Here is a 23,473-nt window from a genome sequence, read left to right as displayed (position 1 = left end):
TGCACCGAGCAAAGGAGCGTTTGTATGCTGTTATCCGCAGAATCCATTACGAAGACCTATGGGACCCGGGTCCTGCTGGACCGGGTGTCCTTCTATCTGGAGCCCGGGGAGCGTGTGGGCGTCATCGGCGTCAACGGCGCGGGCAAGTCCACCCTGCTGCGCATTCTGGCCGGGGCGGAGGAGCCTGAGACCGGCTGTGTCACCCGCTTCCCCAATGTGCGCCTGGAGTATCTCCCCCAGAATCCGGAATTTGCCCCGGGGACCACGGTGCTGGAGCAGGTGCTGCTGGGCCTCTCCACCGATGCCCGTGCCCTGGCGGAGTACGAGGCCAAGACCATCCTGACCCGGTTGGGGATCACCCGCTTTGAGCAGCGGGTGGAGGAGCTCTCGGGCGGGCAGCGCAAGCGGGTGGCCCTGGCGGCCGCTCTGGCCCGGCCCTGTGACGTGCTCATCCTGGACGAGCCCACCAACCACCTGGACAGCGAAATGGTCACTTGGCTGGAGGAGTGGCTCCAGCGCTTTGCCGGCGGGCTGGTGATGATCACCCATGACCGCTACTTCCTGGAGCGGGTCACCAACCGCATGGCCGAGGTGGACGGGGGAAAGCTCTACTTCTACGAGGGCAGCTATGAGGACTTCCTCCGCCGGAAGGCGGAGCGAGAGGAGTCGGCCCGGGCCAGTGAGCGCAAGCGGCAGTCCATCCTCCGGCGGGAGTACCAGTGGGTCATGCAGGGCCCCACCGCCCGGGGCACCAAGAGCCGGGAGCGTCTGGAGCGCTACGAGGCCCTGAAAAATCAGAGCGGCCCCACCGAGCGGGCCGGGCTGGAGCTCTCCTCGGTGGCCAGCCGCCTGGGGAAAAAGACGGTGGAGCTCCGGGGGGTCTCCAAGTCCTTTGAGGGGCGGCAGGTGCTGCGGGACTTTGACTGCATGCTCCTGCGGGATGACCGGATCGGCATCGTGGGGGTCAACGGCAGCGGCAAGTCCACTCTGCTCAATCTGATCGCCGGGCGCCTCTCGCCTGACCAGGGGGAAGTCATCGTGGGTGAGACGGTAAAGATTGGCTACTTTTCCCAGGAAAACCCGCCCATGGACGGCGAGACCCGGGTCATCGACTATGTGAAGGAGATCGGGGAGCGCATTGAGACGGTGGACGGCGTCATCACGGCCAGCCAGTTGCTGGAGCAGTTCCTCTTCCCCGCCGATGTCCAGTGGAGCCCCATCGATAAGCTCTCCGGCGGGGAGAAGCGGCGGCTCTTCCTCCTCTCTATCCTGGCCTCCGCTCCCAATATCCTGCTGCTGGACGAGCCCACCAACGACCTGGACATCGAGACCCTCACCATTCTGGAGGACTATCTGGAGACCTTCCCGGGGGCGGTGGTGGCGGTCTCCCACGACCGCTATTTCCTGGACAAGGTGGCCCGCCGCATCTTCGTGGTGGAGGGGGACGGCCGGGTCACCCCCTATGCCGGAGGCTACACCGACTATCTGGCGGCCCTGGCCGAGCGGCGCCGGGCGGAGAAGAAGGCCGAGAAACCGGCCCCCAAAAAGGAAGAGTCCCGGCCCTCCGCGCCCAAGAAGCTGAAGTTCAGCTACAAGGAGCAGCGGGAGTACGAGACCATCGATGCAGACATCGCAGCGCTGGAGGAGCAGCTGGCCGACAATCAGGCCCAGCAGAGCGCATGCGGCAGCGACTATGTGGCCCTGCAGCGGCTCCAGGAGGAGCAGAGTCAGCTGGAGAGCGCGCTGGAGGAAAAGATGGAGCGCTGGGTCTATCTCAACGATCTGGCCGAGCGCATCGCCGCCCAGTAGGGCACAAAAAACGCGGGCAGCCTGAAGAGGCTGCCCGCATTTTTATTACAGTTGGAGCGATTTATCCGGCATTTTGGGCTTCCAGTCCCCGGATGCGCTTCATTTCCCGGGAGACCAGACATACCGTGGTGAGAAAAGCCATCGTGTCGGCCACCGGTCCGGCAAAGAGAATGCCGTCGATCCCGCCCATCAGGATGGGCAGAAGGAGCAGCAGCGGAATCAGGAAAAGGACCTGCCGGGTCATGGAGAGGACCAGGCCCTTGACCGGCTTTCCAATGGCCGAGAAGAAGTTGGAGGAGAGCATCTGTACCCCGTTGACCAGCACCATAAAGAGGAAAATACGCATAAACCGGACGGCAAACTCAAAATAGAGCGCGTTGCCGCTGCCAAAGATAGAGATGATCTGACGGGGACAGAACTGGAAGAGAAGGAAGCCGACCAGGGAGACCACCAGATTGCATCCGATGGCCAGGCGATAGATTCCACGGACCCGGTCGTACTGCTTGGCGCCGTAGTTGAATCCAATGATGGGCTGGGAGCCCTGGGAGATCCCGATGACGACAGCCAGCAGGATGGCGTTGGTCTTCATCACGATGCCGCAGGCGGCCAGGGGGATGTCGGTGCCATAGATCGAGCTGGCGCCGTAGTGGGTCAGAGAGTTGTTGATGACGATCTGTACAAAGGTGATTGCCACCTGGTTGAGGCTGCTGCTCATGCCGAGAGAAGCGGTCTGAAGGCTCTCACTCAGGCTCAGGCGCAGGTGTTCCCGCCGCAGGTTAATGTGCTGGAAGCGGAAGGCATAGCGCACAGCCAACAGGAAGGAGAAGAACTGACCAATGACCGTGGCCAGGGCGGCGCCGGCCACCCCCTGGTGAAACACGAAAATGAAGATAGGGTCCAGGATCGTGTTGATAACCGCGCCCACCAGCATACAGGTCATGGAGTATTTGGGACTGCCGTCGGCCCGGGCCAGGTTGCTCATGGCATTGGTCACGATGAGCAGGGGCATGCCCAGAGCCGTGATCCGGGTATACTCGATGGCATAGGGCATGACATCGGGCGTGGCACCGAAGGCCAGGAGAAGCGGGTGCAGAAAGAGCTCTACCAGCAGCGCATAGAGGATGCCCAGGACCGCCATCATGGCGATGGCGTTGCCCACCACCCGGGCGGCCTGCTCCGGCTCCCCTGCGCCCAGGGAGAGAGAAAAGCGGGAGGCACTTCCGATGCCGATGAGCAGGGCGATGGCCAGACAGATGGTGGTCAGGGGATAGGCCACATTGGTGGCCGCATTGCCCAGATAGCCCACACCCTGCCCAATGAAGATCTGGTCCACAATGTTGTACAGAGAGCTGACCAGCATGGCGATGACGCTGGGGACGGCGAAGCTGCGCAGCAGTTTGGGCAGCGGCTCATACCCCAGTGGATTACTGAGATGATTCTCCATATTCCTCTTCCTTTCCGATCAGACTGATGGGGGCCAGGGCATAGTCGGCCCCGGCGAGGGAGACGGACCGCTCCCCCACACGCTGGAGGAGGGTCAGAAAGATCTCCCGCTCCTCCGGGGAAAAGGGCTCCATGACCTGCTCCTGCCACTGGCGTACCAGAGAGAGGATCTGGGGGCGGGCATCCAGGGCCCGCTGGGTGGGAAAGAGCCGGCAGGTGCGCTTGTCTTCCGGGTTGGACTCCCTCCGGAGAAAGCCGGCCTTTTCCAACGCGGAAAGAGCCCGGGTCACATTGCTGGGGTGGACATAAAAAAAGTGCATGAATTGATCTTGTGTGACCCCCGGCATCTCGCAGATTTTCACGACGTACATATGCTGGCTGCTGTTTAACCCCAGCGGAGCCAGCGAGCGGTCCAGGTACATCTTGGTGTGCCGGTCGGAAATTGAGAGCCATTTGATCAGTTTCATCCCGGTTCACCCCCCTTCTCCCTGTTTTGGCAGGCTTATTATAGCAAAAACTATTTGCTTGCGCAAGCAAATAGTAGGCAAAAAAACCTCCCACGCAGTTGCGTGGGAGGTTGCAGGATAGAGTCTGCAAAGGGAATTGGAGAGAATCAGCCCTCCAGGCCAGCCAGTCCGCTCTCAAAGGCGGCCACAGCCTCATCGGCGTTCTCGGCGATTACAAAGAGGAAATAGCCGTCCTTCACCACCGTGCGGGCGTCCTGCACCTTGGGGAGGTTCTGGGAGAGATACCAGGAGAAGGTGTCCTCCTGCTGCTGGCGATAGGCCTCCAGATCCGCCCTGGCCTGCTCCTCCTTACCCTCGGCCAACTTGCCGATGATGATGGTGTCGGGGGAGGTGATCATGGGGAAGAAGCCGGCCGCCTCCGTGAAGCTGTCGCTGTGGATGCCATAGGTGTCCAGGCTCTCGGCGTCCACGGCCATGCCGTAGCCAACTCCGCCGGCATCGGCCACTTCATAGGCCAGCTTGACCAGGGGGGAGTTGTTGGGGGTGGTGATGCTCACACCGGCCTCGGTCTCCTCCAGCGTGATGCCGTCCAGACCGTCCAGCACGGTGGTGGGGACAAAGGTCACACCGTCCACGACCTGCGCCACGGCATCCTCCACCAGGTTGTCGTCCACGGTAATGGAGCCGTCCTGGAAGGAGACCTCCACCCGGTGCTTGCTGAAATAGAAGGAGCTGGAGTTCTCCTCGGCGAACCAGGAGGCGGAGCCGTGATCGGCCTCAGCCACCAGCCGGAGCGGAAGCCCCTGGGCCTCGGGAAGCGCGGAGGTGTCCAGCGCGGTACCGTTGACCGTGATGGAGGTCGCATAGCCTGCGGCCAGGGCGGGAGTGAGAAGGCTGCCAGTCAGGGCGGCGGCCAGAGCAAATGTGCCGAGCTGTTTCATACCGTTATATCTCCTTTGTGTCCTCCGGCAGAGGGGCCGGAAAAGTTGGTCGCAAGGTTAGACGGGGGCGGGACAAAAAAGTTCCCTGTTCGCTGCAAAAATATGTTAAAATAATTTTATCAGGTTTTGAAAGCAGGGGGCCAGTCCCCCCAGTCAAAAGAAGGAGATTGTGATGCGGGAAATCTATCCGATTCTATGGTATTTTTTTGTGTACGCCTTTCTGGGGTGGTGCAGTGAGGTGTGCTATGCGGCCCTGCGAACCGGGAAATTTGTCAACCGCGGATTTCTCAACGGCCCCCTCTGCCCGATCTACGGCTTTGGCGTGGTGTTGGTGACCTCCCTGCTGGCCCCGGTGCGGGAGCGCTTTTTGCTGCTCTTCCTCTGCTCGGTGGTGCTGTGCAGCGCGCTGGAGTGGGTGACCGGGTTTGTGCTGGAAAAGCTCTTTCATCAAAAGTGGTGGGATTACTCCGACCAACCCTTTAATCTCAACGGCTATATCTGCCCCCTTTTCTCTCTGCTGTGGGGCTTTGCCTGCCTGATCATCATGGATATGATCCACCCGGCGGTGATGGGGATGGCGCGGCACATCCCCCGTCCGGTGGGGCTGGTGCTTCTGGTGCTGTTCCTTGTGCTGACGGCGGTGGATCTGTCCGCCACGGTGGCCTCCATGATTGGCCTGAACAAGCGTCTGCGTCAGCTGGAGGAGATGGCGGCCCGGATCAAGGCGGCCTCCAACGAGCTGGGCGAGAACCTGGCGGACGCCACCCTTTCCCTCTCCGAGCGGGGAGCCGACCTGAAAGAGGACCTGAATGACCTGCGGGATGACCTGGCTGAGCGGGGTGCCGATCTTCGGGAGGACCTCACGGAGCGTCTGGCGGCCCGGGAGGCGGAGCAGACCGCCCGGCGTATCGCCCGGGAGGCCGCTCTCAAACGGCGGGAGGCCGCGCTGGCCGAGCTCAAGGCCGCCAACGAGGAACTGCTCTCCACCTATGGCTTTGGCCAGCGGCGTCTGCTGCGGGCCTTCCCCCATATGACCTCCACCCGGTATGCCGCCGCTCTGGAGGAGCTGCGCAGACGGGCCCGCGGCATGCGGAAAAAGGACGAAGAGGATACATAGGAGAAATATACGTACTTATAAAATGTGCCCGGTCCCGCAGACGAGGGGCCGGGCGCATTTGCTGTGTCATTTTGTGAGATCAACGCTCCATCAGGCGGCAGAGAAGAGCGGCAGCCTCGCCCCGGGTAGCATTCCGGGTCCCGGACCAGGGACCGCTCACCAGACCCAGGCCCTGGGCCAGGGCGGCATAGCCCAGATCGGCGGCAGGGATGGCGGCGCGGTCAGGATAGGAGCAGGTAAAGATCCCCTCCAGACGGGCCACGGGACCGTATCCGGCGCCGTCCAGCAGACAGCGGATGAGGTCGGCGCGGGTGAGGATAGCTTCCTCGGAACGCTGATCCCGGGTGAGGAATCCCAGCTCGTAGGCGGCGGAATAGGCGGTGTCCCGCTCTTCCGGGGTGGCATTTGCCGGGTCCAGGGGACGATAGCGGAGACTGAACAGGAGACAGACCAGATCCCACTGGGTCAGAGTCTGGGACGGGTGGAAGGAACCGCCCTCGTACCCCACTCGGTACGGGGCCAGACGCTCAATGCTGGCGCGGGCCCAGTGGCCATCCAGATCGTCATAGGTGAGGGTGTCGCTCGAACTGGTGTAGTCGAAGCGGATGAGCTCGCCGGTCCCGGCATGGACACCCTGATAGGCCTCCTCCTGGTCCATGGTATAGCCCAGGCGCAGGGTGTAGTAGGAGGTCCACCCCATCTGGGACAGGCGCAGGGCGGCGGGGTCAGACGGATCCAGCGTCTGGGGCACCAGCAGATAGCCCAGGGTCACCGGATAGGTCTCCGCCCAGATGGCCAGGGCCTCCTCCATCGTGCAGAGATCCTCGGGAAGCGGGAAGGTGACCCCCTCGTCATAGCAGAAGGACAGGCCGCACACCGAGCCGTCCTCTCCGTCGATCTCCAGGGAGTAGAAGTGTTCCGGGAAGAAGTATCCATTTTCCTGACGGGCAAACTGGAAGGAGTAGACAGCTTGTGCCTCCTCCCCGGCCTCCTCCGGCTGGTAGAGGGCCAGATGGTCGGCCTGCTCCCCGCAGAACTCGGCCAGGAAGGCCTCGGCCCGGCGGAGGGCCTGTTCCTGAGAGAGGGCGGGGCTGGGCTCTTCCGCCCAGGGGCGGGAGGAGAAGAGAGACTGCACCGCGCCGGTACGGGCGTCGACCACAAAGGTGCGGGAGTAGACGCCCGCGTCGGCAGAGCGGCTGTACCGGAGGACACAGCGGACCGCGGGCTTTTCCGGGTTCTCCGGTGCTTCCTCCAGGGAAAAGACGGCGGAGACCAGCTCATAGCGATCCAGACCATAGGCGGGAACAGAGCGCAGCTTCTGGTCCAGCGCGTCGGAGGAGAGAACCCCCTCCAGCTTGCGGATGCCCTCCTGTTCGGCCTCGGAGAGCCCCTTGTCCGGAGCGGCCTCCGGGGCGGCGGCATCGCCGTTGCTGCCGCCGCCGGCGGTAGACATATCCCGCTCCAGCTCCGTGAGATCGGTGAGCCGGCCGGTCTGGGCGTCTACGTAGAAGCGGTGGCTGGACTCGGGCAGGTAGACCAGTGTAGCGGCGGAGTCCTCTTCCTCGAGGCGCACATATTCCAGACGCAGTTCCAGGGTATCATGGAGGGCCTGGCTTGCTTTGTCCAGATCGGTCCGGGAGACGGGAGAGGGCACATTGCCCAGGAAGAGGGTCTCAGGCACATCCCGGTAGAAGCGCGTGACCGTACTGTCCTCCGCCCGGACGGTCAGAGAGTAGTGCAGCGGAGAAGGCAGGTCGTGGAGGAGGACCGAGCCGGAAAAGCGGTAGGAATCGCTGTCCAACCGGTCCGGGGCGGCCGGGTCCTCCAGCGTGACTGACTCCGACGTGGGGTCCAGCACCCGGTCCAGGAAGGCCTGGGCGGAGGCACGGGCCTCTGCCGGATTTCCGGCGGGAAAGGCGGGCAGGGAATTCTGAGAGAGGGGCTCTGCTTCCGGGGTGTCCAGCCGGTACTCCACAATGGTGCCGTCCTCCAGGGCGCTGACGGCGAGAGAGCCCTCCTCCCCCTCCCAGTAGAGGGACCAGAGGGTGGCGAGGGCCTGTTCCTGCCGTTCCCCGTGGAAGGATGTGTAGCATTCCGTGTCCAGATCCAGTGTGGACTTGACGGCCTGGGTCACCCGGGCCAGCTGGGCGTCGGCAGAGTCCTCCGCCGCCAGCGCGGGCAGGGCAGCTCCGGTCAGCAGTGCGGCACAGAGCAGCAGAGAGAGCAGCTTTTTCATAAGTACCTCCTTTTTCCGTTGTCTGCCGTTTTTGCAGGGGTTTTCACCTCCATGCTATCATAGAGATAGACAAAAAGAAACCCAAAGAGTTCCAAATTATGAAAAAGTCCCGGACGACAGGTCCGGGACTTTAGGCGGTGGTATGCTATTTTGCCACGGGGGCGAACTGGGCCCGGGCCAGCCGGGCCAGCTCCGCGGGCGGGAGCTCCACCTGCGCGCCGATCTTCCCGGCGCTCACCACCATGGTCTCCAGGTTTTGGGCGCTCGCATCCAGCACGGTGCGAAACTGCTTTTTCATCCCCAGGGGAGAGCAGCCGCCGTGCACATAGCCCGTAAGCGGGAGAAGCTCCGCCTGCCGGAGCATGGCGATGGACTTCTCCCCCACCGCCTTGGCCGCGGCCTTGAGGTCCAGCTCCCGGAGGACGGGGACCACAAAGACATAGTGGGCGCCGGAGGGGGCGCAGGTCACCAGGGTCTTGAATACCTGTTCGGGGGCGCGGCCGATGAGCCCAGCCACGGTGACGCCGTCCACCGCGCCGTCAGGAGAGGCGTAGTGGTGCGGGGTATAGGGCACCTTCTTCTGGTCCAGAAGGCGCATGACATTGGTCTTTTCTTCTGCCATGATGGATCGCTTCCTTGCTTTTTCGTTGGAATAGAGGTATGCTGGAACTGCTTTTTACCATACCACAAGCAAGGAGACGTTTCAAATGGATTTTCAGCATATGATCCCCTGTCTGAAGGAGACCGCCCATGCCATCCTGGGGGTGGACAGCCCCACCGGGTTCACCGCCCGGGCGGTAGAGACCGCCGAGCAGATGGCCCGGGCCATGGGATATGAGACCCGCCGGAGCAAGAAGGGAAACCTCACCATCCTGGTGGAGGGCCGGGACCAGACCCGTACCGTCGGGATCTGCGCCCATGTGGACACCCTGGGCCTGATGGTGCGCGCCATTACCCCCGCCGGAGAGCTGATGTTCACCAAGGTGGGGGGCGCGGTGCTTCCCTCTCTCCACGGGGAGTACTGCAAGATCTACACCCGGGACGGGCGGATCTACACCGGCACCATTCTCTCCCTCTCCCCGGCGGCCCACGTCTTTGACGACGCCCGCACCCGGCCCCAGGACGAGCAGAATATGTACGTCCGGGTGGATGAGAAGGTGCACTCTGCCGAGGATGTGCGCGCCCTGGGCATCGAGGTGGGGGACTATATCTGCTACGATCCCAAGACGGTCTTTACCGACAGCGGCTTCCTCAAATCCCGCTTCATCGACGACAAGGGGAGCGTGTCCATCCTGCTCACCCTGCTGCGCTGGATGAAGGAGAGCGGCAAGCGCCCCCGCTGCAATGTGGAGGTGACCTTTACCGTCTATGAGGAGCTGGGCCACGGCGGGGCCACCTTCTCCCTCGATCTGGAGGAGCTGCTGGCCGTGGATATGGGCTGCGTGGGGGCCGACCTGAACTGCGACGAGTACCATGTCTCCATCTGCGCCGCCGACAGCTCCGGTCCCTTTGATTACGGGATGGTGAGCCGCCTGGTCTCTTTGGCCAAAGAGAACGGCATTCCTGCCGTGCTGGACGTCTACCCCCACTACTCCTCCGATGTGGCGGTGGCCTGGAAGTCCGGCCTGGATGCCCCTGCCGCCCTGATCGGTCCCGGAGTGCAGGCCTCCCACGGCATGGAGCGCACTCATCTGGAGGCCATGCTGGGAACCATGGCCCTGGTGGAGCGCTACCTGGACTGCCAGTAACGGCCCGCACCCCTATACCCGGCGCACGCCCTGGGAGATGTTGGCCAGAGCCGCCCCCGCCTCCATATCGCAGGTGCGGCTACGTGCCAGGTCGCCCAGGGAGACCATGCCCACCACCCGGCGGTCCTCCACCACCGGCAGCCGCCGCACCTGGGCCGCTGCCATGACCGATGCGGCCTCCCGCACGTCGGCATTGGGACTGACCCAGGCGCAGGAGCGGGTCATGATGTCCCCCACCGGCAGGCGCTCCGGATTCTCGCCGGGGGCCAGGCACCGGAGGACCAGGTCCCGGTCGGTCACCATGCCCTTGAGCCGTCCGTCGTTCTGACACACCGGCAGGGCCCCCAGATCATACCGGGAGAGCAGCCGGGCCGCCAGGGCCGCGCTCTCCACGGGGGTGATGGAGACCACATGGGGATTCATCAAATCACGTACCAACATAAAACCGCCGCCTTTTCTGGTGTTTGATACCTGAGTATCGCCAGAACAGGCGGCGGTTATGCGTTTGTCACTTCTTTTTTTGCAGGGCTAAATTGCGCCGCAGGACGGCCGGGCCCCGCCAGGCAAAGGCCCGTTCTCCGTAGGCCTCCCGGAACTGCCGGTTGGTGAGGCCTTCCACCGCCTCGCTGGTGAGAGAATCGAGCCGATCCTCCCGGAAAGGGGCGAGCGGGGTCTCCACGGCTCCGGCGTTGTGGGGGCAGACCAGCTGGCATACATCGCATCCCCAGATGAGCGGGTGGGCGGCCACCAGGGCTTCCTGTTCCGGCGGAAGCTCTCCCTTTTTCTGGGTGAGGTGGGAGAGGCAGCGCTCCGGATCAAAGGAATCTCCCCGCAGCGCGCCGCCGGGACAGGCAGAGAGGCATTTGCCGCACGCCATACACCCCCCGCTGGGCAAAGCGGGCGGGAGGGCAAGGTCCAGATCGGTGAGGATGGTGCCCAGGAAGATCCAGCTGCCGTAGGGGGGCAGGATCACCAGGCCGTGCCGCCCGATTATGCCCAGCCCAGCCAGGCGGGCGGCCTCCCGCTCCGGGAGGGGGGAGTTGTCCGCACCGGGCACAAAACGATACGATTCGTATTTTTCCTCCAGCATATGACAAATTGTGGTCAGTGCCTCGGTAATCACCAGGTGGTAATCCCGCCCCCGGGCGTAGAGGGAGAGATTGCCCGGCGTCCGCCCGGCGTAGTACGGGAAGGCGGCCACCAGAACGCTTTGAGCGCCGGGACACAGGTTTTCTGCCCGGTCCCGCGCCTCCCGGCTCATGGCGGGGAGCAGCCGCTCATAGGCCACATGGCCCCAGCCCGCCGCACCGGCCGCCGCAAAGGCGGCGCTCAGCTCAGCCCCGGTCATAGCGGTCCAGCACCTGCTGGGCCAGCAGGCCGTCCGGGACGCAGGGTTCCGGACCGTTGCGCCGCTTTTGCAGGTGCTCGCAGCCCTTTCCGGCCAGGACCACCACCGCCGGAGTATGGCAGTTCAGGATGGCCCGGGAGATGGCCTCCTCCCGGTCGGGGATGACCTCCCCTACCTTGCCGAAGGGGGTGAGATAGCGCTGGATGTCGGCGCAGATGTCGGTGACCTCCTCGGGGCCGGGATCGTCCTCGGTAAGGAGGATGCGGTCGGCCAGGGCTCCGGCGGCCGTCCCCATGCCCTCCCGGCGGTCGATGCCTTTGCCGCCGGTGCAGCCGAAGAGGACGGTGAGCTCCCGCCCCGGATACTCGGTCCGGGCGGAGCGGAGGAGGTACTCCAGACTCATGCCGTTGTGGGCATAGTCCACGATGACCGAGACCTGCCCGTCTGCCGAGACATAGTGCTCCATCCGGCCGGGCACGGCGGCCTGGCGGAGGCCCTGCTCCACCGCCTCCATGGGGATGTCGTAGGCCTCGGCCACCGCCACGGCGGCCAGAGCGTTCTCCACATTGAAAAGGCCGGGCATGCCCAGGGTGAGCTCCCCCTCATACCGGGGGGTGCGCACATGGAAGCGGATGGTGTGGCCCACCTTGCGCACGTCGCTGGCATAGACGTCGGCGTCAGCGGAGTGCTGGGAGAAGGTCACCACCCGCTGACAGACCGAGGCGGCCTCCCGCACGTCCGCGGCGTGGTCACAGTCCAGGTTTATGCAGGCGGTACGGGCCTGCCGGAAGATGAGGAGCTTGGAGGCAAAATAGTCCGCCCAATCGGGGTGCTCCACCGGGGAGATGTGGTCCTCGCCGATGTTGAGGAACACCGCGCAGGCCAGATCCACCCCGATGACCCGGCCGTATTTGAGGGCCTGGCTGGAGAACTCCATGGTCACATACTCACTCCCGGCGGTCACCGCGTTGAGGAGGTGCCGCTGGAGATCCAGAGGCTCCGGAGTGGTGAGCTTGGCGGGACGGCGCTCCAGCCCGTCGTCGGTGACGATGGTGGAGAGGATGGCACTCTCCCGCAGGCCCTGACCGGTTCGCCAGGCGTCCACAATGGATTTGATATAGTAGGCCGTGGTGGTCTTGCCCTTGGTACCGGTAATCCCGGTGATGGTAAGGCGGCCGGAGGGATGGCCGTGGGAGTGGTCGGCCAGCAGGCCCATGGCGGTGCGGATGTCCCGGACCAGAATGCAGGGGACGTCTCCCCCCTCCTCATAGGGGCGCTCGCTCACATAGGCAAAGGCCCCGCGCTGTATGGCGTCGGCCAGATATTGTCCCTTAAAAGCCGCGCCCTTGCAGAGAAAGAGAGTGCCTGGAATCACTTTCTGGGAGTCGCAGGAGACCAGTTCCACCGTGCGCTCCAGAACGGTGGGAAGAGGCGCGTCGCCGGCCAGCAGGCCGTGCTGAAGAAGAAGCTGATAGTAATCGCCCAGCGGAAGGCGGGGTCGTTGCATATCGGTCACCACCCGTGTAGATTCGGTATCTGTATATCTTAGCATACCCACCGGCAAAAGAAAAGGCGAAGCCGTCCCGGCTCCGCCTGTTGTATCAGTCGATTTTGTAGCCCACGCCCCACACCGTCTTGATGAAGCGGGGATTGCGGGAGGGCTCCCCCATCTTCTCCCGGAGGCGGCGGATGTGGACCATGACCGTGTTGTTCCGGTCCAGATACTTCTCCTTCCAGACCGACTCAAAGAGCTTTTCCGCTGAGATGACCTGTCCCCGGTTCTCGCAGAGCATCCAGAGGATGTCAAACTCGATGGGGGTGAGCACCAGAGGCTGGTCGTAGAGCCAGCACTCATGGGTGGAGCGGTTGATGACCAGACCGTTGAAGTCGATGACCTCCCCGGCGCTCTTGTCGGTCTCGTTGTAACGGGTATAGCGCCGGAGCTGGGCCTTGACCCGGGCGATGAGCTCCAGGGGGTTAAAGGGCTTGGTGATGTAGTCGTCCGCGCCGATGGTCAGCCCGGTGATCTTGTCCGAGTCCTCCACCTTGGCCGTGAGCATGAGCACGGGGAAATGGTGTTCCTTGCGGATCTCGCTGCAAAGGGTAAAGCCGGAGATATCGGGGAGCATCACGTCCAGAATAGCCAGATCCAGGGGGACGGAGCGCACCACCTCCAGCGCGGCGGTGCCGCTGCCGCATTTGTGGATGGTAAAGCCCTCGCTCTGGAGATAGACCTCCACCAGATCGGCAATCTCCGGCTCGTCGTCCACCACCAGAATATGGGTTTCCATGGGCACTCCCCCTTCTCAGAAATCGTATCGACATTATACCCGTCTGCCGGGACACAAGTCAAGAAGTGGGGGGAAACGTAAGAAAAAGTTAATGGTAGAGCAGAGCCAGACCCAAAAGAAACACCACCAGTCCGGGCAGGATCCGTTCTGCCTGCCGGGGTGTGCGGAGCAGGCCCAAAAGCAGCATGACCGCCCCCACCGGCAGCAGCGCCAGGGGAAGCAGTGCAAAAAAGAGGACCGCAAAGGGCAGGCCTACCGCCACAAGGACCAGACCGATCAGGGCCAGAAGAAAGAGGGCCGCCGTACATAGTGTGAGTGTCAACATCGCTATCGCTCCTTTCTCAGGTTGGGTCCAGTATACCGCGCAAGCCTGAAAGGGCGGTAAAGAAAGGATTAAAAAAGTCTAAAACCGGAACATGCGTGTCAGAGTCCGGTTTAATGGACTGTAGGAGGCGTATGCTAAAGACAACTTCTCAGAACAGAAAGGGGCGTCTCCTGATGTATTACGAATTTCGATGGGTCTGCGGACATGTGGAGGTATATGACCATGCCGGGCGATTCTGCTTCTCGGCGGACAGTGAACAGGAGGCGCGGGAGGAGCTGTCTGACGCGGCGTAATGGGCGGCAGCCCTGCCGCTTGCGGGAGAAGAAAAAAAGGCCTATAATGGACCCCGCCGGGCCAACCGGCAGACAACAGAACGACCGAGTTAATATGGGGCGGAAGGAGCGATATGCGATGAAGCTGATGGTGTTGGAACCTCTGGGGATTGAGCAGGAAAAGCTGCTGGACATGGTAGAGAAAGCGGTGGACGGCCGGATGGAGGTCGTGGCCTATGATACCCGTGTGGAGGACGTGCCCACCCTGATCGAGCGGTCCAGAGAGGCCGACGCGGTGATCCTGTCCAATTTTCCATACCGCAGGGAGGTCATGGAGCACTGCCCCAACCTGAAATACATTAATGTGGCCTTTACCGGTGTGGACCATGTGGATCTCGCCTATTGCCGGGAGCGGGGGATCACCGTGTCCAACTGTGCCGGCTATTCGACGGCGGCCGTGGCGGACCTGGTGTTCGGTATGGTGATCGCGCTGGGCCGGAACCTGGGCACCTGTGACGAGGTGGTCCGCCGGGGCGGGACCAAGAACGGACTGGTGGGCTTTGAGCTGGAGGGAAAGAAGTTCGGCGTGGTCGGCCTGGGTGCCATCGGCAGCCGGGTGGCCGCCATCGCAAACGCCTTTGGCTGTGAGGTATACGGCTACAACCGCTCCCCCAAGACACTGCCGGGGGTCAAGCAGGTGGATCTGGATACCCTGCTGTCCGAGTGCGACATCGTCTCCCTCCACGTCCCGGCTACAGAGGAGACAAAAGGACTGATGGACGCCGAGCGCATCGGGCGGATGAAATCCAACGCGCTGCTGATCAATACCGCCCGGGGAAGCGTGGTGGACTCCCAGGCCCTGGCCGACGCCCTGAACGAGGGACGCATTGCCGGCGCGGGCATCGATGTGTTTGAGATGGAGCCGCCGGTACCCGAGGATCATCCCCTCCTGCGCGCCAAACATGTGCTGGCCACGCCCCATGTAGCCTTTGCCACCGGGCAGTCTATGGAGAAGCGGGCCGCCCTGGTCTGTGAAAACCTGCGGGCCTGGCTGGCCGGCAGCCCCATTCATGTGGTCTGCTGAGAAAATCAAATGGACCGGCGCGGCTCAGAGGGCCACGCCGGTCCATGTCAAATCATGGGCTTGGATGGGGAACAGATACGATCAGGCGCGCTTGGAGGAGGCCAGTGCCTTGCCGTTTCGGTCGGTCATGGTATCCAGAGAGGTCTGGATGGAGTGGGCGGCATAGCCGGAGGAACGGCTGAACTGCCCCCAGGCCAGCCAGCTGCCAAAGACCCAGACGAGCAGCTCTTTGAGCAGCTCACCCAGGCCATAGCGGGCGGACCAGAGCTCCAGCAGCTGTGCGGGGGCGGAGAGACCCTGCGCCGCATAGGCACAGTGCCCCAGTCCCAGGAGCAGGGTGGCGGCCAGGGAGAAGAGGGCGGCGGTCACCAGCGGGGCGTGGCGGTCCATCCGCCCATGCAGAAGCTTATACCCCTGGAAAGCGCACAGCGGCGGGATGGCATAGGCCAGCAGAAAGACCCGGTCCAGGAGCACAATGGTGAATATGGACGGAATCAGTCCGACCAGAGTGCCGAGAAGAGCGCCGATCAAGCCGAGAGCACGGCTCCCGGAGGCGCGTACCGGACGGAGCGTCTTTTCCGCCTTGCGCAGACAGGAGCGATGGACGGGACCAAAGCCAAAGTCCTGTACTTTGGCCAGGGCGTCGCAGCCCGTTTTCTGGCAGAGGGGACAGGTATCGGGGACTGGGATGCGGTCCGCCTGGAGGGCCTTGGCCATGTGCTCTACGGCCCCGGCAAAATCAGGACTTTCGTTCTGCTCCCGGGTAGGCTTGTAGGTAAGGCTGTATGTGCCGGAAGAGACCACGCCGATGGTCCAGCCCTGGCCCAGAGTCTCCCGCAGAGATTTTAGTCGATCGGTGGATAAAATGCCGTTGATCCGAAAGAAAAAGCACACGGCGCCCCGGCCGTGGGAGGCCAGTGCGGCCTCAAAGGGATACCGGCGGCAGGCGCCGTAGATCCGGTTGTCCCGGAGCAGATAACCGCCCTCCCGCGCAAAGGCGGAAAAGGCGGCGGTAAGTGAACTGGTTGCAGCAGACATGACAGATTCGCTCCCTTGCATTTGAGTAAAAATCATTGTATCATAAACAGAGGTAAAAAACACTAGACGCCCCCGTATGATTTTTGACAAGAGAGGTCGGAGAACATGTATTTTGACACTCATGCCCATTATGACAGCGATGCGTTTGACGCCGACCGTCATCAGGTCCTGGAGGGCCTTGCAGAGCGGGGGGTAGAGCTGGTGGTCAATCCGGGCTGTGATCTGGAGACATCCCGCTTTGCGGTGGAGTTGGCGGAGCGCTATCCCTTCCTCTACGCCGCGGTGGGATACCACCCGGAAAATCTGGAGGGGGTCTCCCTGGCGGATCTGGATGCCATCCGCACCCTGGCGGCCCATCCCCGGGTGAAGGCCATCGGCGAGATCGGACTGGACTACTACTGGGTGAAGGACCCGGAGGGACGGGCCAAGGAGCGGGAGTTCTATGACGCGCAACTCTCCCTGGCGGAGGAGCTGGACCTCCCCGCCATCGTACACGACCGGGACGCCCACCAGGACTGCCTGGATATTGCCCGGGCCCATCCCAATGCCCGGGGTGTGTTCCACTGCTATGCGGGCAGTGTGGAGGAGGCCAAGATTCTGGTCCGGATGGGGTGGATGCTCTCCTTCACCGGGAACATCACCTTTAAAAAGGCCCGGCGTGCGCTGGAGGTGCTGGAGTGGCTGCCTCTGGAGCACATCATGCTGGAGACCGACGCGCCCTATATGACGCCGGAGCCCTTCCGGGGGCGGCGGTGCGACTCGGGCTACCTCTACCGCATGGCGGAGACCGTGGCCCAGATCAAGGGCTTGAGCACCGAAGAAGTGGCCCGCATCACGACGGAAAACGGAAGACGCTTTTTCCGCCTCGAGGCATAAGAGGCACCATGACGGCCCCAGGGGCCGGATCGAAGGGAGTTAATCTGTATGATGACCATATCTTATGAATATGAAGGCGCGCTCTACGTCAACCTCACCAACCGTTGCGACTGCACCTGTGTCTTCTGCCTGCGCCACAACGGGCACAAGGGGAGCATCTACGCCGATGACCTGTGGCTGGAGCACGAGCCCACCCGGGAGGAGGCTCTGGATGACCTGCGGAAACGGGATCTCCCCTCCTATCGGGAGCTGGTGTTCTGCGGCTTTGGAGAGCCCATGTTCCGCACCGATGATATCCTGTGGCTGGTGGACCGGCTGAAGGAGGAGGTCCCCGGACTTCCCCCGGTGCGCATCAACACGAACGGACACGCCAACCTGATCCAGGGCCGGGATGTGACGGCGGATCTGGCGGGGCGGATCGACACGGTATCCATCTCTCTCAACGGCTCCACGGCGGAGGAGTACTGCGCCGTGACCCAGCCCAAGGATGGAGTGCGGGGCTGGGAGGCCATGCTGGACTTCACCCGCCGGGCTACGGCGTATGTGCCCCATGTGGTCATGACCATTGTGGATAAGGACAAGACGCCGGAGGAGATCCAGCGCTGCCGCACGCTGGCCGAGAGTCTGGGCGCCCGGCTCCGGGTCAGAGCGTACATCCCTGAGTAAGGGTATACCGCCATATTTTGGCGTTTTAAAGTGGGAAAAGCACTACCTTTTTCGGGGGAAAGCTGATATAATAATAGTTGTATCATGCCACGCGTGTGTGTGAATGGAACGAATCATACGTACATACAAGAGAAGAAAGAGGATATGTCAGCCGCACGCTTTGTCCCAAAGTAAGGGAGGAACGTCACATGAAACAGCCAGCCGCCGTACCGAAACGGATGTCTGTCTCGGTCTCTATGCTGGGCGGTTTCGGTATAGAGGTAGATGGAAATCTCCTGACCGATGAGATCAATCGCTCGCAGAAACCTTGGAATGTCCTTTGCTATCTGATCATACACCGGGATCGGAATGTATCCCAGTCGGAGCTGATCGAACTGTTCTGGCCGGAAGAGAACAGCTCCAATCCCGTCAATGCGCTGAAAACCCTGCTCTACCGGGTTCGTGCCATGCTCGAGCCCCTGTTTCCCGGCGATATGCCCCCGATCCTGTCCCAGCGCGGCTCTTACTCCTGGAACCGGGAGATCGAGTGCGTGGTGGACGCCGACCGCTTTGAAGAACTGTGCCTGCGCGCCCAGGAGAAAGACTGGAGCGATGAGGAGCGGATGGCCTGTTACCGGGAGGCTGCCGAACTGTACAAAGGGGATTTCCTGCCCAAGCAGGAAAACCATATGTGGGTGATCCCTCTGTCCACCCACTACCACGCTCTTTTTGTCCGGGCGGTGAAGGAGTATGCCGCCCTTCTGGAAAAGCACGAGCAGTTTGAAGAGATGACCGCCCTGTGCAGCCGCGCCAGCGAGCTGGATCCCCTGGACGAGGGGCTTCACATCCTAGTGGTGCGCTCTCTGGTGAAGCAGGGACGGGATGCCGCCGCGCTGGAGCGCTATGAGATGGCCACCGATCTGCTCTACCGGAGTTTGGGCGTCACGCCCTCGGCCGAGCTGCGGGATCTCTATACCGCCATTATGGACACGGAAAAGAGCCTGGAGACCGATCTGGCGGTCATTCAGCAGAGCCTGAAGGAGACAGCCATCCGTCCCGGTGCCTTTGTGTGCGAATACGGCTTCTTCCGGGAGGCCTACCGTCTGGAGGCCCGCCGGGCTGCCCGCAACGGGACCTGCGTCCATCTGGCGCTTCTGACGGTCTCTCTGCCTGGAGGCGGAATGCCGGAACTGGGGGCGCTCAACAACACGATGGATCAGCTTCTTGCCATCCTCACCAACGGCCTGCGGCGGGGGGACGTGGTCTCCCGGTACAGCGGGGCACAGTATGTCGTGATGCTGCCCGCGGCCAATTTTGAGGATTCCACCATGGTTATGGAGCGGATCGTCGCTGCCTTCTACCGGCAGCACCGGCGCAGCTTCCTCAAGATCTCCTACCGCATCCGGGAGCTGGAGATGGCGTGAGCGAAAAAGGAGCCGGGTTTTCCATGAAACAACGCAAACTCTGGGCGGTACTCTGTTTTGCCGCCGCCGCTGTGCTGCTGGTGCTGGCCGGCGCTGCTGTGTGGAAAAGCAGCCGGCCGGCCCCACTGCCCACGCCGCGGTATACGGCACAGTCCCAGCTCACGCCGGAGGTCCTCCCCTCCCCCTCTGCCACGCCCATGCCCTGGCCGGAGGCGGATGACGGGGGACTCCCTCAGGATAAAGTATTTGTCAGCGAAAAGCGCAAGGCCTATGTGAGCGGCAGTATGCGCCTGGTGATTCCAAAGCTTGATGTGGACGTCCCGGTCCTGGACGGTGTGGACGAACAGACCCTTCTCCAGGGGGAGGGCCTGTATGATTATGCCCAGATGCCGGATGAGGTTGGGGGCAATGTGTCCATTGCGGGTCATCGGAACTGGGTGCGCAACGGCCAGATCACGGACGACGTTCCCTTTTACTACCTGCACACCATCGGGCCGGGCGACTGCCTCTATCTGGTGGATGAGACGCACATCTACCAGTATGTCTGGGATCAGACCAAGATCATTGAGCCGGATGACTGGAGCGTTATTTACTGCCAGGGCTTTTCCTGCCTGACCCTGACCACCTGTACGCCCATTGGCGTGGCGGACCACCGCTATGTGGTGCGCGCCCGGCAGGTGGATATCCTGCCCTATGACGAAGACTACGATTTCCCCGCCTGGCTGGACATCGGCACGGCGGACCCTTCCCCTATTCCAACTGAGGAGGTAACACCTTGAATCTACCCATCAAAAAGCGCGTTGGTGCCGCAGTTCTCGCCCTGGTGTTGACGGCGGGCGTTGCCGGCACGGTATTTCAGACCTGGGCGGAGGCTTCCAACATTCCGTCCAAGACCGTTATGCAGAGCGGCGTCACCGTCCTCTCCAACGCGAAAGCCGCCGTGGATACGTCCAATCTGAGCGAGGGATTTATCCAGGTCAAGTACACAGGCGGAAAAAATGTCCGCATCAAAGTGCAGATCACCAAGAGCGGCGGCACGACCTATACCTATAACCTGAACAATACCGGCAGCTATGAGACCTTTCCTCTGACCGAGGGAGACGGAAGCTACACCGTCAAGGTGTTTGAGAACACCTCCGGCACGAAGTATGCCCAGGCGTACAGCACCAGCGTCTCTCTGAAGCTGCGCAACCAGTTTCTGCCCTTCCTCTACCCCAATCAGTATGTGAACTTTACGGAAAAGAGCACCACGGTGGCCAAGGGTAAAGAGATCGTGCAGAATGCCGGTGCCACCGATGATCTGGCCAAGGTAAGCGCGATCTTCAACTGGGTGACCAGCAACTTCAGCTACGACTATGATCTGGCGGCCAATCCGCCCACGGGCTATCTGCCCGATGTGGATAAGGTGCTGGCTGCGCGCAAGGGTATCTGCTTTGACTATGCGGCGGTCATGGCCACCATGCTCCGCTCTCAGGATATCCCCTGCAAGCTGGTCGTGGGCTATGCGGGCAAGATCTACCACGCCTGGATCGATGTCTATGTGGAGGGCGTGGGCTGGATCAAGAATGCCATCTACTTTGACGGCAAGAGCTGGACCATGATGGACCCCACCTTTGTCTCCACCGGCAAGGGGAGCGCCTCCATCATGAAGTACGTGACCACCCCCAGCAATTATTCCCAGAAATACGCCTATTAAAGGAGCGGAAAGGGAGCGAAAAGAATGAAAAAGACGGCAAAGCCCCAGGTGCTTGGCCCGGATGAGCTCTCTGTATTCTGTTATGAGCTCTCTCTGATGGTCCAGGCCGGCATCGGCTCGGAGGAGAGTGTGGGTATCCTGGCCCAGGACGCCCGATCCCCCCGTGAGAAGGAACTGCTGGAGCGGATGCACGCCGTTCTGCTGGAAGGACGTGCGCTCTCCGCGGCGCTGGAGGAGACCGGAGTATTCCCCCACTATATGCTGCGCATGGTGGAGATCGGGCAGGCCTCCGGCCGGCTGGACCAGGTGCTCTCGGCCCTCTCCGCGTACTACCGCCGGGAGGCGGATACTCAGCAGTCCCTCCGGCGGGCCATCGCCTATCCGGCGGCCATGGCGGTGCTCATCGCGGTGGTTTTTCTGGCCCTGGTATCCCGGGTACTGCCCGTGTTCCAGCAGGTATTCAGCCAGCTGGGTGTGAGTCTGTCCCCCGTTGCCCGGGGTCTGATGACCTTTGGCGCGGTGAGTAAATATGTGGCTGCCGCCTTTGCGGTGGTGCTGGTGGCTGCTGCGGTGTGGGTGCTCTGGATGTTCCGCACCGCCAAGGGGCAGGCTGCCCTGAGCAGTCTGCTCTCCGGTACCGCACCCTATCGGGCGGTAGACCGCAGCCGCTTTGCCTCTGCCATGGCGCTGATGCTCTCCAGTGGTCTCCCGCTGGATGAGGCCATGGACCGCTCCTGTGACCTGTTGGACGGAACGGGGATTGCCCCCGCCCTGAAGGATTGCCGGGACCGGATGGCGGCAGGGACTGCCTTTGCTGACGCGGTGGAGAGCTGCGGGCTCTTTACCGGTCTTCAGGCGGGACTTCTGAGCGCCGGTTTCCGGGCCGGTGTGTCCGAGCAGGCCATGGAAGAGCTCTCCCGCCGCTGTCAGGCTGACGCCGATGAGCGGCTCTCGCTGCTCCTCAGCCGCTTTGAGTATGGCCTGGTCATCATCCTCTGTCTGGCGGTGGGACTGGTGCTCCTGTCCGTGATGCTGCCCCTGCTGGGTGTGCTCTCCGCCATCGGCGGTTGATAAAGACCGTTTTTGGGAGGTGTTTTTTTGTTCCAGTCCAGACATACCCTGCGCCGGGCCCTGCCCCTGGTGCTGTTGGTCGTTGTACTGCCTGTATTTCTCTTTGCTGCGGCGGGAGGACTGGGCGGAAAGGCAGACCAGGAGGGCCTGGTCATGACAGAACGTGCGGTCCGGCGTGCGGCAGTCCAGTGCTATGCGCTGGAGGGAAGCTATCCGGCCAGTCTGGCCGATCTGGAGGAGCGCTACGGCGTATCCATTGATGAGAGCCGGATCTTTGTGGACTATCAGTACATCGCCTCCAACCTGATGCCCGACATCACGGTTTTGCCCGCGGCAGGGCAGGGGGATCCCGTTCTGGAATGAGCGGGCGGCCCATTTTGGAAGGAGCGTGACCAGTTATGAAACTCTCAAGTGAAGGGCGCGGACTGCGTTCCGCTCTGGTCGTGGTGTTGTGTGCCCTCTTTTTTATCCTGGCCATGGGGATCACCCTGCTGGGCAGCGGAGTCTATCGGGACGTGGTAGCGGTCTCCGACGGGAATGAGACGGAGCGCACGGCACTGTCCTATCTGATCAATCAGGTTCGCCGGTCCTGGAGTGTGGGGGTAGGCTCCTTTGAGTATCTGCCCGCCCTGGAGCTGACCGATTCCGGCGAGAGCGACTACCATACGGTCCTGTATGTCTATGACGGACAGCTGCGGGAGCTCTACGCCGAGAAGGACAGCGGCATGAAGGCCGAGGACGGCGTAGCCATTCTGCCTCTGGATCGTATGGAGCTGACGCTGGAGGGAGATCTTCTCACCATCACCGTGACGGCGGAGGATGGCGAGGTCTGTTCCGCCAGCGTCACGTCCCGGATGGGCGTGAACACGGTACCCGGCGGGGAGGTGTTGGGATGAGTTACGGACCGAAAAAAGCCAACCTCTTTCTCATCGAGCTGGTGTGCAATCTCCTGATCTTCGCCCTGTGCGCGGCGGTCTGCGTGGGTCTTCTGGTCCATGCCCGCCGTATCAGCCAGGAGAGCACGCGTCTCACCCAGGCGGTCTATCTCGCCCAATCCATCGCCGAGGAGTGGAAGGCCACCGGGGAGGAGCCCGCGCAGCGCAGGGAAGAGGACAATGGATTTAGTGCCCAGTGCGCGGTGCGTGGGAACGAGTTGGATATCGCCATCTATCAAGACGATATCCAGGTTTATGAGCTGGAAGGGGTGACCTACCTTGGATAGACGGCAGGAATCTCCCTTTGGAGTGGGGATCATCACCATCATTACGGTGCTGCTGGTGCTCACTCTGTCTATTTTTGCGGCACTGACTTTGACGACCGCCAAGGCGGACCTGGCCCTCTCGGAGATCAATGCAGAGACGGTGCAGTCCTACTATGCCGCCGACCGGGAGGCAGCCCAGCGGTATGCCGCCTTTGCCTCCGGGAATGAGACCGAGCTGGACGAGTGGATCCCCATGGAGGGGAATCAGTCTCTTCACATCACGCTGGGACGCATCCCGTCGGGCGCGATGGAGGGCGGCGTTACCATTGAACACTGGGAAGTGGTGGCCAGCGGGCCCGACGAGAGTGAGATCCAAGACCAGTGGAACCTGTGGGATGGCGGCCTGGGCGAGTGAACCGGCCCCGCCCGCTGAAAGAAGGA

At 62.3% G+C, this 23,473-nt stretch carries 25 protein-coding genes; 14 read left to right on the top strand and 11 right to left on the bottom strand.

Features of this window, described 5'->3' with window-relative positions:
- Nucleotides 1–24: 24 nt before the first annotated feature.
- Nucleotides 25–1,809: an ABC-F family ATP-binding cassette domain-containing protein gene (locus H8S34_RS04290; protein ID WP_186963136.1), complete on the top strand. Its 1,785-nt coding sequence runs from the start codon at nt 25–27 to the stop codon at nt 1,807–1,809.
- A gap of 61 nt (nt 1,810–1,870) precedes the next feature.
- On the opposite strand, the gene H8S34_RS04285 is transcribed toward H8S34_RS04290, so the two are convergent.
- The 3 genes from H8S34_RS04285 to H8S34_RS04275 all read right to left on the bottom strand — a co-directional run bounded on the left by H8S34_RS04285 (nt 1,871) and on the right by H8S34_RS04275 (nt 4,660).
- Nucleotides 1,871–3,253, bottom strand: a complete 1,383-nt coding sequence (locus H8S34_RS04285) for an MATE family efflux transporter (protein ID WP_186963135.1) — start codon at nt 3,251–3,253, stop codon at nt 1,871–1,873.
- Complete coding sequence (locus tag H8S34_RS04280) at nt 3,234–3,719, bottom strand: MarR family winged helix-turn-helix transcriptional regulator (protein ID WP_101692385.1); 486 nt, start codon at nt 3,717–3,719, stop codon at nt 3,234–3,236. The genes H8S34_RS04285 and H8S34_RS04280 overlap by 20 nt, the downstream gene beginning before the upstream one ends.
- 146 nt (nt 3,720–3,865) lie before the next feature.
- Nucleotides 3,866–4,660, bottom strand: coding sequence for a DUF4358 domain-containing protein (locus H8S34_RS04275; RefSeq protein WP_186963134.1), 795 nt, complete (start codon nt 4,658–4,660; stop codon nt 3,866–3,868).
- Between the two features lie 172 nt (nt 4,661–4,832).
- Here H8S34_RS04275 and H8S34_RS04270 point away from each other — a divergent pair, with 172 nt between their 5' ends.
- Entirely contained in the window at nt 4,833–5,777 is a 945-nt protein-coding gene (locus tag H8S34_RS04270) for a putative ABC transporter permease (protein ID WP_186963133.1), read from the top strand.
- Between the two features lie 79 nt (nt 5,778–5,856).
- On the opposite strand, the gene H8S34_RS04265 is transcribed toward H8S34_RS04270, so the two are convergent.
- Both H8S34_RS04265 and ybaK read right to left on the bottom strand, forming a co-directional pair.
- A complete protein-coding gene (locus H8S34_RS04265; RefSeq protein WP_186963132.1) occupies nt 5,857–8,013 on the bottom strand; it encodes a YcdB/YcdC domain-containing protein in 2,157 nt (718 codons plus the stop codon).
- A gap of 145 nt (nt 8,014–8,158) precedes the next feature.
- The gene (gene ybaK / locus H8S34_RS04260) at nt 8,159–8,635 is read right to left on the bottom strand and encodes a Cys-tRNA(Pro) deacylase (RefSeq protein WP_186963131.1); all 477 of its coding nucleotides are present in this window, start codon (nt 8,633–8,635) and stop codon (nt 8,159–8,161) included.
- 85 nt (nt 8,636–8,720) lie between these two features.
- On the opposite strand from ybaK, the gene H8S34_RS04255 reads away from it, so the two are divergent.
- Nucleotides 8,721–9,761 (top strand): M42 family metallopeptidase, encoded by a 1,041-nt coding sequence (locus H8S34_RS04255; RefSeq protein ID WP_186963130.1) that lies wholly within the window; start codon nt 8,721–8,723, stop codon nt 9,759–9,761.
- A gap of 12 nt (nt 9,762–9,773) precedes the next feature.
- Here H8S34_RS04255 and H8S34_RS04250 read toward each other — a convergent pair whose 3' ends face one another.
- From H8S34_RS04250 to H8S34_RS04230, 5 genes are all read right to left on the bottom strand, one after another.
- Complete coding sequence (locus H8S34_RS04250; RefSeq protein ID WP_101692379.1) at nt 9,774–10,202, bottom strand: CBS domain-containing protein; 429 nt, start codon at nt 10,200–10,202, stop codon at nt 9,774–9,776.
- Between the two features lie 67 nt (nt 10,203–10,269).
- A complete protein-coding gene (locus H8S34_RS04245; RefSeq protein ID WP_101692378.1) occupies nt 10,270–11,109 on the bottom strand; it encodes an epoxyqueuosine reductase in 840 nt (279 codons plus the stop codon).
- A complete protein-coding gene (locus H8S34_RS04240; protein WP_186963129.1) occupies nt 11,096–12,616 on the bottom strand; it encodes a Mur ligase family protein in 1,521 nt (506 codons plus the stop codon). The genes H8S34_RS04245 and H8S34_RS04240 overlap by 14 nt, the downstream gene beginning before the upstream one ends.
- Nucleotides 12,617–12,710: 94 nt before the next feature.
- Nucleotides 12,711–13,400, bottom strand: a complete 690-nt coding sequence (vanR, locus tag H8S34_RS04235; RefSeq protein WP_186963128.1) for a VanR-ABDEGLN family response regulator transcription factor — start codon at nt 13,398–13,400, stop codon at nt 12,711–12,713.
- A gap of 88 nt (nt 13,401–13,488) precedes the next feature.
- Nucleotides 13,489–13,725 (bottom strand): hypothetical protein, encoded by a 237-nt coding sequence (locus tag H8S34_RS04230; RefSeq protein WP_101692375.1) that lies wholly within the window; start codon nt 13,723–13,725, stop codon nt 13,489–13,491.
- Between the two features lie 411 nt (nt 13,726–14,136).
- Here H8S34_RS04230 and H8S34_RS04225 point away from each other — a divergent pair, with 411 nt between their 5' ends.
- Complete coding sequence (locus H8S34_RS04225) at nt 14,137–15,081, top strand: NAD(P)-dependent oxidoreductase (protein ID WP_101692374.1); 945 nt, start codon at nt 14,137–14,139, stop codon at nt 15,079–15,081.
- Nucleotides 15,082–15,162: 81 nt separating this feature from the next.
- Here H8S34_RS04225 and H8S34_RS04220 read toward each other — a convergent pair whose 3' ends face one another.
- Nucleotides 15,163–16,119 (bottom strand): hypothetical protein, encoded by a 957-nt coding sequence (locus H8S34_RS04220; RefSeq protein ID WP_186963127.1) that lies wholly within the window; start codon nt 16,117–16,119, stop codon nt 15,163–15,165.
- A 105-nt stretch (nt 16,120–16,224) separates the two neighbouring features.
- Here H8S34_RS04220 and H8S34_RS04215 point away from each other — a divergent pair, with 105 nt between their 5' ends.
- The 10 genes from H8S34_RS04215 to H8S34_RS04170 all read left to right on the top strand — a co-directional run bounded on the left by H8S34_RS04215 (nt 16,225) and on the right by H8S34_RS04170 (nt 23,447).
- Nucleotides 16,225–16,995 carry a TatD family hydrolase gene (locus H8S34_RS04215; protein ID WP_101692372.1) on the top strand — a complete coding sequence of 257 codons (771 nt, stop codon included), beginning with the start codon at nt 16,225–16,227 and terminating at the stop codon, nt 16,993–16,995.
- A 48-nt stretch (nt 16,996–17,043) separates the two neighbouring features.
- Complete coding sequence (locus H8S34_RS04210; protein WP_186963126.1) at nt 17,044–17,661, top strand: TatD family nuclease-associated radical SAM protein; 618 nt, start codon at nt 17,044–17,046, stop codon at nt 17,659–17,661.
- Between the two features lie 188 nt (nt 17,662–17,849).
- Complete coding sequence (locus tag H8S34_RS04205) at nt 17,850–19,064, top strand: AfsR/SARP family transcriptional regulator (protein ID WP_186963125.1); 1,215 nt, start codon at nt 17,850–17,852, stop codon at nt 19,062–19,064.
- A gap of 23 nt (nt 19,065–19,087) precedes the next feature.
- Nucleotides 19,088–19,843, top strand: a complete 756-nt coding sequence (locus H8S34_RS04200; RefSeq protein ID WP_186963124.1) for a sortase — start codon at nt 19,088–19,090, stop codon at nt 19,841–19,843.
- Entirely contained in the window at nt 19,840–20,760 is a 921-nt protein-coding gene (locus H8S34_RS04195; RefSeq protein ID WP_235964110.1) for a transglutaminase-like domain-containing protein, read from the top strand. The genes H8S34_RS04200 and H8S34_RS04195 overlap by 4 nt, the downstream gene beginning before the upstream one ends.
- A 24-nt stretch (nt 20,761–20,784) precedes the next feature.
- Nucleotides 20,785–21,831: a type II secretion system F family protein gene (locus tag H8S34_RS04190; RefSeq protein ID WP_101692368.1), complete on the top strand. Its 1,047-nt coding sequence runs from the start codon at nt 20,785–20,787 to the stop codon at nt 21,829–21,831.
- A gap of 27 nt (nt 21,832–21,858) precedes the next feature.
- Nucleotides 21,859–22,194: a hypothetical protein gene (locus H8S34_RS04185; protein ID WP_186963123.1), complete on the top strand. Its 336-nt coding sequence runs from the start codon at nt 21,859–21,861 to the stop codon at nt 22,192–22,194.
- A gap of 35 nt (nt 22,195–22,229) precedes the next feature.
- The gene (locus H8S34_RS04180; RefSeq protein ID WP_101692366.1) at nt 22,230–22,727 is read left to right on the top strand and encodes a DUF4860 domain-containing protein; all 498 of its coding nucleotides are present in this window, start codon (nt 22,230–22,232) and stop codon (nt 22,725–22,727) included.
- Nucleotides 22,724–23,053 (top strand): type IV pilus modification PilV family protein, encoded by a 330-nt coding sequence (locus H8S34_RS04175; protein WP_186963122.1) that lies wholly within the window; start codon nt 22,724–22,726, stop codon nt 23,051–23,053. The genes H8S34_RS04180 and H8S34_RS04175 overlap by 4 nt, the downstream gene beginning before the upstream one ends.
- Nucleotides 23,046–23,447, top strand: coding sequence for a hypothetical protein (locus H8S34_RS04170; RefSeq protein WP_145996844.1), 402 nt, complete (start codon nt 23,046–23,048; stop codon nt 23,445–23,447). The genes H8S34_RS04175 and H8S34_RS04170 overlap by 8 nt, the downstream gene beginning before the upstream one ends.
- Nucleotides 23,448–23,473: the final 26 nt, after the last annotated feature.

The sequence above is a fragment of the Pseudoflavonifractor hominis genome (assembly GCF_014288125.1).
Lineage (GTDB): Bacteria > Bacillota > Clostridia > Oscillospirales > Oscillospiraceae > Pseudoflavonifractor_A > Pseudoflavonifractor_A gallinarum.
The sequence above is the reverse complement of the archived record's forward strand: the minus strand, read 5'-3'. Positions and strand labels throughout refer to the sequence as shown.